This is a genomic window from Cupriavidus sp. PB-02 (assembly GCF_058252315.1).
Window position 1 is genome coordinate 4,240,564 of record NZ_CM177694.1, and the last position, 14,735, is coordinate 4,255,298.

General features: G+C 68.0%; 9 protein-coding genes. All 9 read right to left on the minus strand.

From position 1 onward, the window contains the following. Positions 1-102 precede the first annotated feature (102 nt). The 9 genes from AC10V3_RS20055 to AC10V3_RS20095 all read right to left on the minus strand — a co-directional run bounded on the left by AC10V3_RS20055 (position 103) and on the right by AC10V3_RS20095 (position 14,468). Positions 103-2,067 (minus strand): tetratricopeptide repeat protein, encoded by a 1,965-nt coding sequence (locus tag AC10V3_RS20055; RefSeq protein ID WP_349604391.1) that lies wholly within the window; start codon positions 2,065-2,067, stop codon positions 103-105. A 251-nt stretch (positions 2,068-2,318) separates the two neighbouring features. Further along, positions 2,319-2,825, minus strand: a complete 507-nt coding sequence (locus tag AC10V3_RS20060; protein ID WP_490922839.1) for a type II toxin-antitoxin system YhaV family toxin — start codon at positions 2,823-2,825, stop codon at positions 2,319-2,321. After that, positions 2,822-3,151: a type II toxin-antitoxin system PrlF family antitoxin gene (locus tag AC10V3_RS20065; protein WP_041681639.1), complete on the minus strand. Its 330-nt coding sequence runs from the start codon at positions 3,149-3,151 to the stop codon at positions 2,822-2,824. The genes AC10V3_RS20060 and AC10V3_RS20065 overlap by 4 nt, the downstream gene beginning before the upstream one ends. A 355-nt stretch (positions 3,152-3,506) precedes the next feature. After that, positions 3,507-4,658 (minus strand): branched-chain amino acid ABC transporter substrate-binding protein, encoded by a 1,152-nt coding sequence (locus AC10V3_RS20070; protein WP_022536990.1) that lies wholly within the window; start codon positions 4,656-4,658, stop codon positions 3,507-3,509. A 156-nt stretch (positions 4,659-4,814) separates the two neighbouring features. Further along, complete coding sequence (gene putA, locus AC10V3_RS20075; protein WP_349604386.1) at positions 4,815-8,792, minus strand: trifunctional transcriptional regulator/proline dehydrogenase/L-glutamate gamma-semialdehyde dehydrogenase; 3,978 nt, start codon at positions 8,790-8,792, stop codon at positions 4,815-4,817. Between the two features lie 185 nt (positions 8,793-8,977). Next, entirely contained in the window at positions 8,978-11,305 is a 2,328-nt protein-coding gene (locus tag AC10V3_RS20080; RefSeq protein ID WP_022536992.1) for a primosomal protein N', read from the minus strand. A gap of 523 nt (positions 11,306-11,828) precedes the next feature. Continuing rightward, positions 11,829-12,926 (minus strand): uroporphyrinogen decarboxylase, encoded by a 1,098-nt coding sequence (gene hemE / locus AC10V3_RS20085; protein ID WP_041681179.1) that lies wholly within the window; start codon positions 12,924-12,926, stop codon positions 11,829-11,831. 84 nt (positions 12,927-13,010) lie between these two features. Continuing rightward, positions 13,011-13,961, minus strand: coding sequence for an alpha/beta hydrolase (locus tag AC10V3_RS20090; RefSeq protein ID WP_022536994.1), 951 nt, complete (start codon positions 13,959-13,961; stop codon positions 13,011-13,013). 66 nt (positions 13,962-14,027) lie between these two features. Then, positions 14,028-14,468, minus strand: a complete 441-nt coding sequence (locus AC10V3_RS20095; RefSeq protein ID WP_490922841.1) for a CoA-binding protein — start codon at positions 14,466-14,468, stop codon at positions 14,028-14,030. Between the last annotated feature and the right edge of the window lie 267 nt (positions 14,469-14,735).

Here is a 14,735-nt window from a genome sequence, read left to right on the forward strand (position 1 = left end):
GACAGCTACTTCTGTCAACTACTCGTAAAAAACGCCATCTCCTGGATGGCGTTTTTTACATTCGTTACACGATCCGGCGGTTCGAAGCGCCCGTGAGACGTTTCAGACGCCCCACACTTTCCACTTCGGCCGGGTGGCCTTCAGCGCCGTTTCGACTTGCCCGTACAAAGTGCGCGTTGCGCCCTGCGCAGCACCGCGAGCGCGGGCTTTGTCGAAGTACGCCAGCGCCGTCTCCCGCTGGTCCAGGCCGAGTGCGGACTGGACCGCGCGCAGGTACACCTCTGCGTCCCAGTCGTCACGTACGGCAAACGCCGCAACAAAGTCCGCCATGGCAGCATCGTGCCGCTGCGCGGCGTTGTGGATAAGTCCTCGCTGCATACGCGGCCCTGCCTGGTCCAACGGATCGCCCTCGGTCAGCGCCACAGCCTGCTCGAACAGCGGCAGCGCGCGCTCGGGCTCGCCGGCGTCGCGCCAGACCTGGCCGAAGCGGTTGTACAGCCACGCATCCTCCACCAGCAGCGCGCGGCGTTGCTGGGCTTCGATCTCGGCGAGCGCATCGGTGCGGTCATGCTCATCCATGCCGGCCATGCGCGCCTGCAGAAGCGCGGCATAGTGCGCGCGCGCGTGGGCCATCGGGTGCGCGGCCTCGCTGCGCGCTTCCACCGGCAGCGCGTCGAGGCGGGCGTCCATATGCATGATGGCGGCGCGCGCGGCCTCGGTCGGCTCGGCGCCGCCCATCGCCTTCCACGCCGCGATCAGGCGGCTGAAGGCCCAGGTCACGTCGGCCGGGTTGCGCTCCAGCGGATAGCGGTTGAGCACTTCGCCGGCCAATTCCACCACCTTCTGGTGCTGGCCCGCGCCGGCGTGGCAGTCGAGCAAGTCGATCCAGTGGTCGATGAACTCGCTGGCGGCCATGCCCTGGCGGTGCAGCGCGATGCGCTCTTCGAGGTGCGCGGCATCGGCCGGCAAGCTGCGCGACAGCAGCCGGCACAACAGCGAATAAACATGCGGGTCGGCATTGCCGCCATGGCCGGCGGCATCGCCCTGGCCGGTGGCGAAATACTGGTCGAAGCGCGTCACGCCGTTGCGGCAGCCCTGCACCAGCACGGGCCGCAGCGCGGCTTCGGCGGCCGGCACTTCGTCGATAAACTCACCCAGCGCCATGGCGGCGCTGTGGTAGGCGGCGCCGTCGTCGGAATTGTCGGTCAGGTTGAAGCGCAGCCACGGCTCGCGCTCAACCTGCTGCACGCCGTCGCCGGCCTGCGCCAGCTGGTGGCGCCACGCCAGTTCACGTACCTGGCTCTGCGGGTCGGGCACCTGGCGCAGGTAGACCGCGAGGTCGTCGAGCGCGCCCTGGGTGTCGCCGACGCCCCAGCGCAGCGGCGCGCGCAGGCGGCGCGCCTCGGGGTGGTCGGGCTGTTCGGCCAGCACGCGGGCGGCCTGGTCGGCGGCCACGGCGTCGCCGGCATCGGGGTCGAGCTCCAGCAGGTGCGGGTTGTCCAGGGCGACACGGCCCAGGCACACCCGCATCAGCGGCTCGGCCGGCACGCCGGCGGCCTCGGCCCGGCCGATGTAGTCGCGCACCAGCGGCGCGATGTCCTCGGCGCCTAGGTCGGGGTTGCGCACCATCAGGTCATGCCAGTAGCGCGCCGCGGCGGCCATATCGCCCATGCGCAGGGCCACCAGCCCGGCGTGGAAGTGCGCGGGCCAGTCGCCCGACAGCAGGCCGCTGCGCTGCGCCGCCTCGTGCAGCCACGGGCGCGCCTCGGCGTCGCGGCCCAGGCTCATCAGCATGGCGCCGTAGCGGTGCGCGATCACGCCGCGCGAGGCCCAGCGGTGCGGCGGCTGCAGCGGCAGCGTGTCGAGCCGCGCCAGCGCCTGGTCCAGCACCGCCAGCGCCGCAGCTGCGTCGCCATTGTCGAAGTGCAGCCGCGCGCGCAGTGTGACGAAATCGACCACCTCGGGGCGGGCCTGCGACAGCTGGTCGGCGATCTGCAGGGCTTCGGCGAAGCGCCCTTGGTTGGCTAGCCCGATGGCGTGGTCGTAGCTGGCTTCCTGCTGGGACACGTACTGCTCCTATGGATAAATTGTGCGAGTGCGGGATTATGCGCCAATGGTGCGATCCGCATCCGGACAACAATCGGCAGCGCCCGTCTTTTCTTGAGCACAGCCGCCGGCAAGAAAAACGCCACCGAAGGCTAGCCGTTAACAAAAAGTGTTGAAAATCGGCTGAGACCGGGCCTAGGATCTTTACTCAGCCTGGGCCTTCTCTGTCGACCGTGCCGACGAATTCTTCCACAGGAAAGACAAACCAAGCCCTACGAGGCGATGCCAGCGGCGAGTCGTTGTAGGCGTTGCCCCTCGGCACGAGCCTCGACCAGCAACTGGTTCCAGTCACCTGGAGGCTGGCCACTTTCCAGCATCTTGCGGAAAACCCGGTAGGCGTCGTCGCTGCTCTCGTAGGCGCGCTTCGTGCTCTCATCATTTACCCACGCAAACACAATCACCTTGCTCGACACGTGGTAGCGAAAGAACAGCCGATACTGCTGGAAGAACTTCACTCGGAACCAGTGCTTGTGGTCGTCGCCAAGGGTGCTGCCTTGCCGGTACTCCGGTCGCGCTGGATCTTGCGGGATGACATCGAATGCGAGTTTGGTGATCGCCGCCAGTCGCTTGCTGGCGTTCTTCTTTACGTACCCACTCGGGTCCTTCTGCTTGAGGGCCTCGACCTGCTGCGCCAGTACTTCAAGCTGCGCCAGGAACAGTGGGTGAGCGAAAACCGTCCAGCCATGAATGACCAGAGGTGCGGGCTTGCCCGCCCTCATTCATCGTCTGCCGACAGGGCCGCATCGAGATCGACTTCGACGCCACCGACCAGCGACTCGAGCCGTTGGACGAGACCTGCATCCAAGGCCTGCAGGCGTTCAGGATGGTTGGCGATGTCGCGCGCCAAGAATCCCAGGAACCGGCTGAGCACCGGGTCGTCGCCCTCGGAAGCTTCGGCGCGGGTTAGTACCACCTCGCCGCTGGCGCGGATGGTGTAGTGGATCTTGTCGCGCTTACCAAGCCGAAGGGCGCGGCGGACGGTCTCCGGTACCGTAGTCTGGTAGCGGTCGGTCAACGTGGATTCGACCTCGAGGGTGGCAGGCATCATGATGGTCTCCGGTCAAGAAACGGGGATACCTCCATGGTAATGCAAATACCTTCCTATGGCAATGCAAATGCATTGTCTGTGATGTGGTGGCCGCTCCCGCGGTGTGGACCGACAGTCCTACGTGGTCACCTTGGGATGATGTCCTTGAAGTCGAGCACTCCTTTGTCGGCTGAGGCTACGGCCGAGATGAGCAGCGGTCCTTGCGGTCAGTTAATTCTCGTAGCCTCGCGACAGGATACGTCCCCCACAAAACAAACGGGTCCGGAGCTAAGACCGCACCCGTTTGAGCTTTCAACACTTTTTGCTAACGGCTAGCACCGAAGGTGGCGTTTCACACGGCAGTACCGAAGGCTTACTTGCCGCCAACCGTTTCCAGCACGGTCCACTTGCCGCCGACCACCTTGTAGACGGTGATACCACCATCCTTCAGGTCGCCGCGCGCATCATAGGCCAGCGTCTTGGTGGTCACGCCCTGCATACTGGTCGCAGCCAGCACCGGCAGGTAACGCGCCGGATCGGCCGACCCGGCCTTGACCATCGCCGTCATCATCGCGGTGGCGCCGTCATAGGCGTACGGCGAGTAGGTCTGCACCTTCGAGCCGAAGCGCTTCTCGTACTTCTTCTCGTATGTAGAGCCGCCCGGCATCTGGTCCAGCGGCAGGCCGGCCAGCGACACCACGGTGCCTTCGGCAGACGGGCCGGCCAGCTTCAGGAAGTTGTCGGTCTTGGACATTTCGCCCGACACCAGCGGGGCCTTCATGCCCAGTTCCTTCACCTGCTTGGCCATCGGAGCGGACTGGGTCTCGGCGCCGCCGTAGAAGATGATGTCCGGGTTGCTGCGCTTGATGTTGGTCAGCACGGCCTTGAAGTCCACCGCCTTGTCGTTGGTGAACTCGCGGCGCACGATCTTGCCGCCGGCGGCCTTGGCGGCCTTCTCGAACTCGTCGGCCAGGCCCTGGCCGTAGGCGGTGCGGTCATCGACGATGGCGATGTTCTTCGCGCCCAGCTTCTTCACCACGAAGGCGCCAATCACCGAACCCTGCTGGGTGTCGGAGGTCATCATGCGGAAGGTGGTCTTGAAGCCTTGCTTGGTGTATTCCGGCGCGGTCGCCATGGCGATCTGCGGAATGCCGGCGCGGTTGTAGACCATCGACGCCGGGATGGTGGTGCCCGAGTTGAAATGGCCGAGCATGCCCTGGATGCCGTTATCCACCAGCTTCTGCGCGACTACCGAGCCGGTCTTCGGGTCGGCCTGGTCGTCTTCGGAGACCAGCACGAACTTGACTTCCTTGCCGCCGATCTTGGGCTTGGTGGCGTTCATGTCCTCGATCGCGAGGACGATGCCGTTCTGCATGTCCTTGCCGTACTGCGCCTGGCCGCCGGTCATCGGGCCGGCAAAGCCCAGCTTGATTTCCTGGGCCTGCGCGAACGCGGCCGAGGCGGCGGTCAGGCCAGCCAGGGTCAGGGCAACGGTCACTGCCGTCTTGTGGAATGTCGAGCTCATCAGATCTCCTTGGGTCCCAAATGGTGTCGATGTGGTGCCGTTGCCGGCATTGTTGGAGGCGCGGTATTGGCAGTGCCGCGCCGTTCTTCATATGCGCGCCGGGGCGGGATCGCCGCCACCGCCGCGCGCTTCGACAAGACGATGTCCGAGGTTGCCTCAGCCGATCGTCATCAAACTGGCATTGCCGCCCGCGGCCGCGGTGTTGACCGAGAGCGAGCGCTCGATCAGCAAACGGTCGAGCGCGACATTCGGTTCACCTTGCGCCAGGCCCTGCACGCCGATGATCGGGCCGGGGCGCGCGGCCACCTGCTCGCACACCGTGCGCAGCTGATCGGAGTCGCCGTGGTGCAGCACCGCATCGAATCCGGTATCCGCAGCGGTCCAGTCGGCCACCATGCGGACGCGCGATTGTACGCCCTTAGGCAGGCGCGCAAACAGCCCCCGGCCGACAGGGTTTTCCGGCCAGACCGCCTCGGCGCCGACGGTCAGCACGGCGCCCAGCTGCAGCGCCAGGTCGGCCTCTTGCGCGGCCAGGCACAGCACGCGTTCGCGCGGCAGCAGCGTGTAGGTGTTACGCTCGCCAGTGGGGCCGGCCAGCGTCACCGCCAGGCCCGAGGGCGAGGCCTCCGCGAAGCGTTCGCAGGCGGCGGCCACTTCCGGCAGCTCAGCGCGGGCCCAGGTGCGGAAGGCCTCGGCCGGGCGCACCGCCTCGTCGGCCGGGCCCACTGCTTCGGCGCTGCTGCTGACATCGGCCGCGCGCACGCTGCGCGCCACCGCGTCCTGCGGGCATACCGACAGCAGGCGGTGCAGGTAGAGCGGGCCGCCCGCCTTCGGGCCGGTGCCCGACAGCGCCTCGCCGCCGAACGGCTGCACGCCCACTACCGCGCCGACGATATTGCGGTTCACGTACAGGTTGCCCACATGGGCGCGGCTGACGATAAACGAAATGGTCTCGTCGATGCGGGTATGGATGCCCAGCGTCAGGCCGTAGCCGGTGCCGTTGATCTGGCTGACCATGGTGTCCAGCGCCGTGCGCGGGAAGCGCACCACGTGCAGCACCGGGCCAAACACTTCGCGCTTCAGTTCCTCGATGCTGTCGAGCTCGATCAGCGTCGGCGGCACGAAGGTGCCATGGCGGCAGCTGGCCGCCTGCGGCGCGTTGGGATCGGCCTGGTGGACACGGCGGCCCTTGGCGCGCATGGCATCGACATGGCGCACGATATTGGCACGCGCCTCTTCGTCGATCACCGGGCCGACGTCGGTCGACAGGCGGTCCGGGTTGGCCATGTTCAGCTCCTGCATGGCGCCCTTGAGCATTTCCAGCACGCGGTCGGCCACATCCTCCTGCAGGCAAAGCACGCGCAGCGCCGAGCAGCGCTGGCCGGCCGAGTCGAAGGCGGAGTTGACCACGTCGCCGACCACCTGCTCGGCCAGCGCCGACGAGTCGACGATCATCGCGTTCTGGCCGCCGGTCTCGGCGATCAGCGGGATCGGGCGGCCGGCGGCGTCGAGGCGGCCGGCCACGTTGCGTTGCAGGATGCGCGCGACCTCGGTCGAGCCAGTGAACATCACACCCTTGACGCGGGCATCGCCCACCAGCGCGGCGCCGACGGTCTCGCCCCGGCCCGGCAGCAGCTGCACCGCGCCGGCCGGCACACCGGCCTCGCGCAGCAGCCGCACCGCAGCGGCGGCGATCAGCGGGGTCTGCTCGGCGGGCTTGGCCAGCACCGGGTTGCCGGCGGCCAGCGCAGCGGCCACCTGGCCGGTGAAGATCGCCAGCGGGAAGTTCCACGGGCTGATGCAGACTACCGGGCCCAGCGGGCGGTGAGTGTCGTTGTCGAAGCTGCGGCGGATCTCGGCGGCGTAATAGCGCAGGAAGTCCACGGCCTCGCGCACTTCGGCGATGGCATTGGAGAAGGTCTTGCCGGCCTCGCGCATGATGATGCCCATCAGCGACTGCATCTGGGCTTCCATCAGGTCGGCCGCGCGCTCCAGCGCGGCGGCGCGCACGTCCGGCGGCGTGGCCTGCCAGATCGGCGCGGCGTTCACGGCGGCTTGCAGCGCGGCGTCGACGTCGGCCTGGCTGGCCTCGGTGACATGGCCCACCACGTCGCGGTGGTCGGCCGGGTTCAGCACCGGCGCGGTAATGGCGTCGGCAGCGCGCGGCACCTCGGCGCCCACCAGCGGCTCGGCCACGGCGCGTTCGCTGGTGCCGGCAAGCAGCGCCGACGACAGCGAGGCCAGCCGGTGCTCATTCGCGAGATCGATACCGGCCGAGTTGGGGCGGCTCTTGCCATACAGCGTGCGCGGCGACGGGATACGCGGGTGCGGCAGGCCCAGCACGCCCTCTTCGCGGTGCATGGCTTCGACCACGGCGACCGGGTCCGCCACCAGTTCGTCCAGCGAGATGGTGTCGTCGGCGATGCGGTTGACGAAGGAGGTGTTGGCGCCGTTTTCCAACAGTCGGCGCACCAGGTAGGCCAGCAGCGTCTCATGCGTGCCGACCGGGGCGTAGATCCGGCACGGACGGTTGAACTTGCCGTCGGCGGTGGGCCCGACCACCTGGTCGTACAGCGGCTCGCCCATGCCGTGCAGGCACTGGAACTCGTACTGGCCGGGGTAGTAGCTGTGGCCGGCGATCTGGTAGATGGCCGACAGCGTATGCGCGTTGTGCGTGGCGAACTGCGGGTAGATCGCGTCCGGCACCGACAGCAGCTTGCGCGCGCAGGCCACGTACGACACGTCGGTATAGACCTTGCGCGTGTAGACCGGGTAGCCCTCCAGCCCTTCGACCTGGGCGCGCTTGATCTCGCTGTCCCAGTAGGCGCCCTTGACCAGGCGGATCATCAGGCGGTGGCGGCTGCGGCGTGCCAGGTCGATCAGGTAGTCGATCACGAACGGGCAGCGCTTCTGGTAGCCCTGCACCACGAAGCCGATGCCGTTCCAGCCAGCCAGCTCGGGCTCGAAGCACAGGCGTTCGAGCAGATCCAGCGAGATCTCCAGACGGTCCGCTTCCTCGGCGTCGATATTGATGCCGATATCGTACTGGCGCGCCAGCAGCGTCAGCGACTTCAGGCGCTCGTACAGTTCCGTCACCACGCGCTCGTGCTGGGCGCGGCTGTAGCGCGGGTGCAGCGCCGACAGCTTGATCGAGATGCCCGGGCCTTCGTAGATGCCGCGCCCGCGCGAGGCCTGCCCGATGGCGTGGATGGCCTGCTCGTACGAGGCCAGGTAGCGCATCGCATCGGCCTCGGTCATGGCCGCTTCGCCGAGCATGTCATAGGAGTAGCGGAAGCCCTGCGCTTCGTACTTGCGCGCGTTGGCCAGCGCTTCGGAAATGGTCTCGCCGGTGACGAACTGCTCGCCCATCAGGCGCATCGCCATGTCTACGCCCTTGCGGATCAGCGGCTCGCCGCCCTTGCCGATGATGCGCGTGAGCGCCTTGGTCAGGCCGGATTCGGTATGGGTGGCAACCAGCCTGCCGGTCAGCAGCAGGCCCCAGGTCGCAGCGTTGACGAACAGCGACGGGCTCTGGCCCAGGTGCGACTGCCAGTTGGCGCCGCTGATCTTGTCGCGGATCAGTGCATCGCGGGTAGCCTTGTCCGGGATGCGCAGCAGGGCCTCGGCCAGGCACATCAGCGCCACGCCTTCCTGCGACGACAGCGAGAATTCCTGGATCAGCCCCTGCACCAGCCCTTCACGTCCGGTGCCGACCTTCTGCTCGCGCAGCCGGGTGGCCAGCGTCTTGGCCATCTTGATGGCGGCGTCGGCCTGCTGTTGCGGCAGGCGGGCCTGCTCCAGCAGCACCGGCACGCAATCGGTTTCCGGGCGGCGGTAGGCGGAGGTAATGGCTGCGCGCAGCACCGACTGCGGCTGGATGCTCTGCGCGAATTCCAGGAAGGCCTGCGGCGCGCCGTCGGCGTGGGCCGGCTCGGCGGCATCCGGGCCATCGGACTCCGCCGTGCCGGCGGCGCTGGTCTCGTGCGGCAGGTGGCCGCGCTCGACTTGCTCCAGGTAGGTGAAGATGGCCTGCTTGATCAGCCAGTGCGGCGTGCGGTCGATGGATTGGGCGACGCGCTTGAGGCGATCGCGCGAGGCGTCGTCGAGCTTGACGCCGAGAGTGGTGGTGGCCATGCGGGCAAATCTCCGTAAGACTGGAGGCCGCCGCCGGTGCTACCGCGTCTGTGCCGGAATGGCAGGGCGCGCGACCGGCCGCAGCCTGTGAGCTGGGGCGATCTTACTCCCGGGAATCACGAAGGTGCAACCCGGTGCAACCCTATCGAAAACCCTAATGCAGAGGTTGCACCAGGCGGCATGGATCAGATCCGCAGCGGATCGATTTCCAGCTGCCAGCGCACCCCCTTGGCCTCCGTTCCTACCTCTGCGAAAGTCTGTACCCACTCGGCCACAAAGCGTTGCAGCGCCGGGCGTGAAGTGGCCTCGACCAGCATCTGAGCGCGCTCCCGGTTGGCGATGCGCACCATCGACATCGGCACCGGGTCATGCAGTTGCACCTCGGCGGCGAGCTGGCAGGTATCGGCATGCCGGCGCGCCACCTGCAGGAACTGCAGCGCCCGTTCCAGCTGGCCATGCTCCGCGGTTACCAGCACCTGGAAGCAGAACGGGGGCAACCCGGCCTGGCGCCGCTCGCGCAACTGGCTGGCCGCGAATCCATCATAGTCGTGGCGCGTCAGCGCCTGCAATGCCGGGGTGTCCGGGTAGCGGGTCTGGATCAGTACCTCGCCCGCCAGGCCCGCGCGCCCTGCCCGGCCGGCGACCTGCATCAGCGAGGCAAAGAGGTGCTCGGCGGCGCGGAAGTCGTGACTGAACATGGCGGCGTCGGGATGGACGATCCCCACCAGCGTCACGCGCTGGAAGTCATGGCCCTTGGCGACCATCTGCGTGCCCACCAGGATATCGACCTCGCCCGCGTGGACCTCGTCGAACATCGCCTGCGCGCTGCCCTTGCGCCGTGTCGAATCGGCGTCGATGCGGGCGATTCGGGCCTGCGGAAAGCGTGCCGCCAGCGCCTCTTCGATGCGCTGCGTGCCGCGCCCCAGCGGCGCGATATCGACATTTCCGCAGTCCGGGCAATGGTGCGGCACCGGCGCTTCCAGCCCGCAGTGATGACAGCGCAGGCGCCGCTCGGGCCGGTGCAGCACCAGGTACGCCGAGCAGCGCGGGCAGCCCGACAGCCAGCCGCAACTGTCGCAGGCGAGCACCGGCGCATAGCCGCGGCGGTTCAGGAACAGCAGGCTCTGCTCGCCGCGCGCCAGGCGGGCGTCGATGGCTTCAAGCAGCGGCACTGACAGGCCTTCGAACAGCGTGCGTTGGCGCTGGCGTTCGTGGTTGAGATCGACCAGGCGCACGGTCGGCAGCGCAGCGTCGGCCTGGGCGCGCTCGCGCAGCACCAACTTACGGTAAGTGCCCTGCCCTGCCCGCCACCAGGTCTCCATCGACGGCGTGGCCGAGCCCAGCACCACCGCGATGCCGCGTTGCTTGGCGCGCCACACCGCCAGGTCACGCGCGGAGTAGCGCAGCCCCTCCTGCTGTTTGTAGGAGGTGTCATGCTCCTCGTCGACCACGATCAGCGCCAGCGCCGGCAGCGAGGCCATCACCGCCATGCGCGTGCCCAGCACGATGCGCGCCTCGCCGCGGTGGGCGGCCAGCCACTGCAGGCTGCGCTCCTGGTCGGCCAGCCCGCTGTGCAGCACGGCCAGCGGCAAGTGCGGGAAGCGCGCGGCAATGCGGGCCTGGAGTTGCGGCGTCAGGTTGATTTCCGGGACCAGCATCAGTACCTGGGCCTGGGCATCGCGTTCCAGCACCGCCTGCATCGCATGCAGGTAGACCTCGGTCTTGCCGCTGCCGGTGACGCCGTGAAGCAGGAACGGCGCGAACCCTCCGGCCTCGGCGATAGCCTGGACAGCGGCGCGCTGCTCGTCATGCAGCGCGGGCGCCACGGACGGTGGTTGCCCCGGGTCGATTGATAGCAGCGGGCGTGCGGTACGGCTGGCCTCGACCCAGCTGGCGGCCTGCCATTCGGCCAGCCGGGCCGGCGCGGCCGCGCACAGCACGCGCGCGTCGGCGAGCGCCAGCGGCTCGTCGGTGGTGGCGGCGCGGTCGGCCAGTGCCTGCGCCAGCGCACGCACGCTGCGTGCGCGCGGCGGCACGGCGGCCAGCAGGTCGGCGGCGTGGCCGGGCAGCAGGCGGTATTCGTCGGTGCGGGCACGCTGGCCGAGGCCAGGCCAGCTCTCGGCCTCGCGCAACGCCGGCGGCAGGGCCGGCAGCATCACCTCGCCCAGCCGGCGCTGGTAGTAGCGCGCGGCAAAGGCGGCCAGCTCGATCCAGTCGGGCGGCAGCGGCGGCATCCAGTCCAGCCGCTGTGCCACCGGGCGCAAGCGCCCGGCCGGCACATCGGAGCTGTCGGCACGCGCCACGGCCACACCGACCAGGCTGCGGCGGCCGAACGGCACCACCACCAGGTCTCCCAGGGCGATGTCGGGCGTGGCGAGGTAGTCGAAGCAGTCGTCGGCGGGCGTGTCCAGCGCGACCCGGACAATGGGCCGGGCGCTGGCAGACGGCGCCACGGCCTCGGTGGGTGCCATATCGGGCTCAGCGAGAGGGATGGCGCCGCTAGCGTGCGCCATGCGTCGATTCCTGGTGCACCGCCTTTGCGCACACGCTATGCAGCTGGCGGCCCAGGGGGCGGACGAGGGATTTTTGTGTGCGGCGCAACATCAACTTAAAGTAAAACTTCAAATGTGGCCCTAAGTCGATGATAGATGACTGGTTTTCCACTAATTCCACCGCCCCTGTGGATAACTTTGTTGAAAAGTCGCGCCGGGGAGCCCGGAAGCCCCGCAAAACAAGGGATTCACCGGCATCGTCCCATGCTTTGAAAATCTTCCAAATCCTTAAAAATCAAGACTTTGCAAACATCCCCCGGATAGGTTAGAGGGTGGCCTCGTCTTGCACTGCGGCAAACCTATCGGTGTGCATAAGTCAAGTGCCGGCAATCAACTCCGAGCACCTTTTTGGCGAATGCTGGCGAAAAAGTTTACTTGACAGCAGTAGCGACGCGCCTCGCGCAGCACTGGGTACACCAGCGCACCAGTTCGTTGCAGCGCGGGGCGCGTCAGCAAAGGCATGCTGCCGCGCATACCGGCACCGTCACTTCTGTGCGGCGCGCAGCTTGCGGCTGTGGCGATGCACTTCATCCACCAGCACGGTGACGTTCTCGGGCGGCGTGAACTGCGAGATGCCGTGGCCGAGGTTGAACACATGGCCGTCGCTGCCGCCGCCGGCGGCGTAGCTGTCGAGTACGCCGCGGACCTGCTCGCGGATCGCCGCTTCCGGGGCGAACAGCACGGTGGGATCGATATTGCCCTGCAGCGCCACGCGGCCGCCAGTGCGCTGGCGCGCCTGGGCCAGGTTGACGGTCCAGTCCAGCCCAATCGCATCGGCACCGGTGTCGGCCAGCGCCTCCAGCCACAGGCCGCCGCCCTTGGTGAAGACGATCGCCGGTACCTGCTCGCCGTCGTGCTCGCGCTTCAGGCCGGCCAGCACGCGGTGCATATAGGCCAGCGAGAAGGCCTGGTACATGCCGTCGGCGAGCGCCCCGCCCCAGGTGTCGAAGATCATCACGGCCTGCGCCCCGGCTTCGATCTGCGCGTTCAGGTAGGCGGTGACGGCCTCGGCGTTGATCTCGAGGATGCGATGCATCAGGTCCGGACGGCCGTACATCATCGCCTTGACCGTGCGGAAATCGTCCGAACCGCTGCCTTCGACCATATAGCAGGCCAGCGTCCACGGGCTGCCGGAGAAGCCAATCAGCGGCACGCGCTGGCGCCCGTCCTGCACCAGCGCGCGGCGGATCTCGCTGACGGCGTCGAAGACGTACTGCAGCGACGTCATGTCGGGCACGGCCAGCTTCTGCACGTCGGCCTCGGTGCGCAGCGGGTGCGCAAAGCGCGGGCCCTCGCCCTGCGCGAACGACAGGCCCAGGCCCATCGCGTCAGGCACGGTCAGGATATCGGAGAAGAGGATGGCCGCGTCCAGCGGATAGCGGTCCAGCGGCTGCAGGGTGACCTCGGTGGCGTAGGCCGGGTTCTTGGCCAGCCCGAGGAAGCTGCCGGCGCGGGCACGCGTGGCGTTGTACTCGGGCAGGTAGCGGCCTGCCTGGCGCATCAGCCACAGCGGCGTGTATTCGGTGGGCTGGCGGCGCAGCGCGCGCAGGAAGGTATCGTTCTGCAGAGCGGTCATGGTCATCCTCGTAAGACCGCCATTCTAAGGGATGGCCGCGCCGCGCCGGAGCTTTGCGCGCCGCCTGTCCGGGAATCCGTGGGAATCCGCTCAGGCGTCGTGCAGCAGGTCGGCAAAGGCGGCGGCGGTGCGCCGCATCCATTCGCGCGCGCGTTCGGCTTCGGGCTGCAGGCGCGCGAAGCCGTGGGTCATGCCGCCGGCCTCGATGGTGATCACCGGGGCGTCATGGCGCACCAGGAAGTCGGCATAGGCCAGACCGTCGTCGCGCAGCACGTCGTGCGCGGCGACCACCACCACGGTCGCGGGCGGGCGCACCGGCGGTGCGGCCATCAGGTGCACGCGCGGGTCGGGGTGCGCGGCGCCTTGCGCCAGCGCTTCGGCGCCAATGAACTGGGTCCAGAACCACGCCATCTCGTCGCGCGTCAGGCCTGGGCCGTCGGCAAAGGCGCGGTAGCTTTCGGAGCTGAGTACCGGCGCCGTCACCGGGTAGATCAGCAACTGCGCGTTCACTCGCACCGCGTCGCCCCCGTTGAGCTGCTGCGCGGCCTGCGCGGCCAGGTGGCCGCCGGCGCTGTCGCCCGCCACCCCGAGGAAGTCCGGCGCCAGGCCAAGCGCCTGGCGCTGGCCGGAGAGCCACAGCACCGCGTCGGCGGCGTCGTCGCTGGGTGCCGGGTACGGATGCTCCGGCGCGAGCCGGTAGTCGACACTGGCAACCGCGCAGCCGGTATCGGCGGCCAGCAAGGCGGCCACGGTGTGGTGCGTCTGCGCCGAGCCGATCACCCAGCCCCCGCCATGGAAGTAGACGATCAACCGCGGTGCCACTGCGCCTTGCGGACGGAACAGCCGCGCCCCCAGTGTGCGACCTGCCAGCGCGAGCTCCAGATCCTGCACCGCGATGCCCTCCGGGTCCGGCAGCAGCGACGCGGCCGCGATCTCGGCAAAGCGGGCCCGGTGCGCGGCGATGTCGGCCGGGGCCGGCTCCCCGGCGTAGCGGTCAGCAAGGCGGCGGTAGTAGGCGAGCAGTTGCGGATCGATGGCCATGGTTGGTGGCGGGGGAAAATTGGTAAGAAGGTGGGACAGGGTTGTGGATAACTTGCCCGGCTCGCTTCAGTCAAGGCCAAGCTGGCGTGTCAGCTCGATCTTGCTGCAGCAGTCCTGTACCGCCAGCAGGCCGGCGTCGACGGCACGGCGCACGGCTTCGTCGTTGACGATGCCCAGTTGCAGCCAGACCCCGCGCGCGCCGATGGCGACGGCCTCGTTGACCACGGGCGGCGTATCCTCGGCCCGGCGGAAGATATCGACCCACTCGATGGGGGCCCCCGCCGCTGCCGCGGTGTCGGCCGCGTCACGGAGCGTGGCGTAACAGGTCTCGCCCAGGATGCGCTCGCCGGCGTGGCGCGGATTGACCGGCACGATACGGAAACCGTGGCCTTGCAGGAATTCGGCCACTTCGTGGCTGGGGCGCTCCGGACGGTCGGACAGTCCGACCACGGCCACGGTTTTCATCGCCAGCATGGCTTGTATCGCTTGCTGCATCTCGGGGGGCATTGCGTCTCCGGCATGTGGACAAGTCCTGCACCGGACACGGCCGGCGTGGGCAGCATCGGGCGCGACGTATCGAATCGTAACCGCGAATCGCCACGCAGGGCGATGGTGCGCGAACGAACACGGTAAACCTGCTTGGAATGATAAGGTAGCTGCACGTTACGACATCGAACGCGGCGCCAACCTGCAAAAATGTGGCGAACGCGCCGGATCTTGGCACAGCCAGCTTTCAACTTCTTGCAAAACGATACATTTTGTTACTGCCATGCC

Excerpts from the sequence above, each read along its gene's own strand:
- AC10V3_RS20060 (WP_490922839.1), bottom strand. The coding sequence starts at position 2,825 with ATGAGGGCGGGCAAGCCCGCACCTCTGGTCATTCATGGCTGGACGGTT.
- AC10V3_RS20090 (WP_022536994.1), bottom strand. The coding sequence starts at position 13,961 with ATGGCCATCGATCCGCAACTGCTCGCCTACTACCGCCGCCTTGCTGAC.
- AC10V3_RS20095 (WP_490922841.1), bottom strand. The coding sequence starts at position 14,468 with ATGCCCCCCGAGATGCAGCAAGCGATACAAGCCATGCTGGCGATGAAA.
- AC10V3_RS20080 (WP_022536992.1), bottom strand. The coding sequence starts at position 11,305 with ATGGCGCACGCTAGCGGCGCCATCCCTCTCGCTGAGCCCGATATGGCA.
- AC10V3_RS20070 (WP_022536990.1), bottom strand. The coding sequence starts at position 4,658 with ATGAGCTCGACATTCCACAAGACGGCAGTGACCGTTGCCCTGACCCTG.
- AC10V3_RS20065 (WP_041681639.1), bottom strand. The coding sequence starts at position 3,151 with ATGCCTGCCACCCTCGAGGTCGAATCCACGTTGACCGACCGCTACCAG.
- hemE (WP_041681179.1), bottom strand. The coding sequence starts at position 12,926 with ATGACCATGACCGCTCTGCAGAACGATACCTTCCTGCGCGCGCTGCGC.
- putA (WP_349604386.1), bottom strand. The coding sequence starts at position 8,792 with ATGGCCACCACCACTCTCGGCGTCAAGCTCGACGACGCCTCGCGCGAT.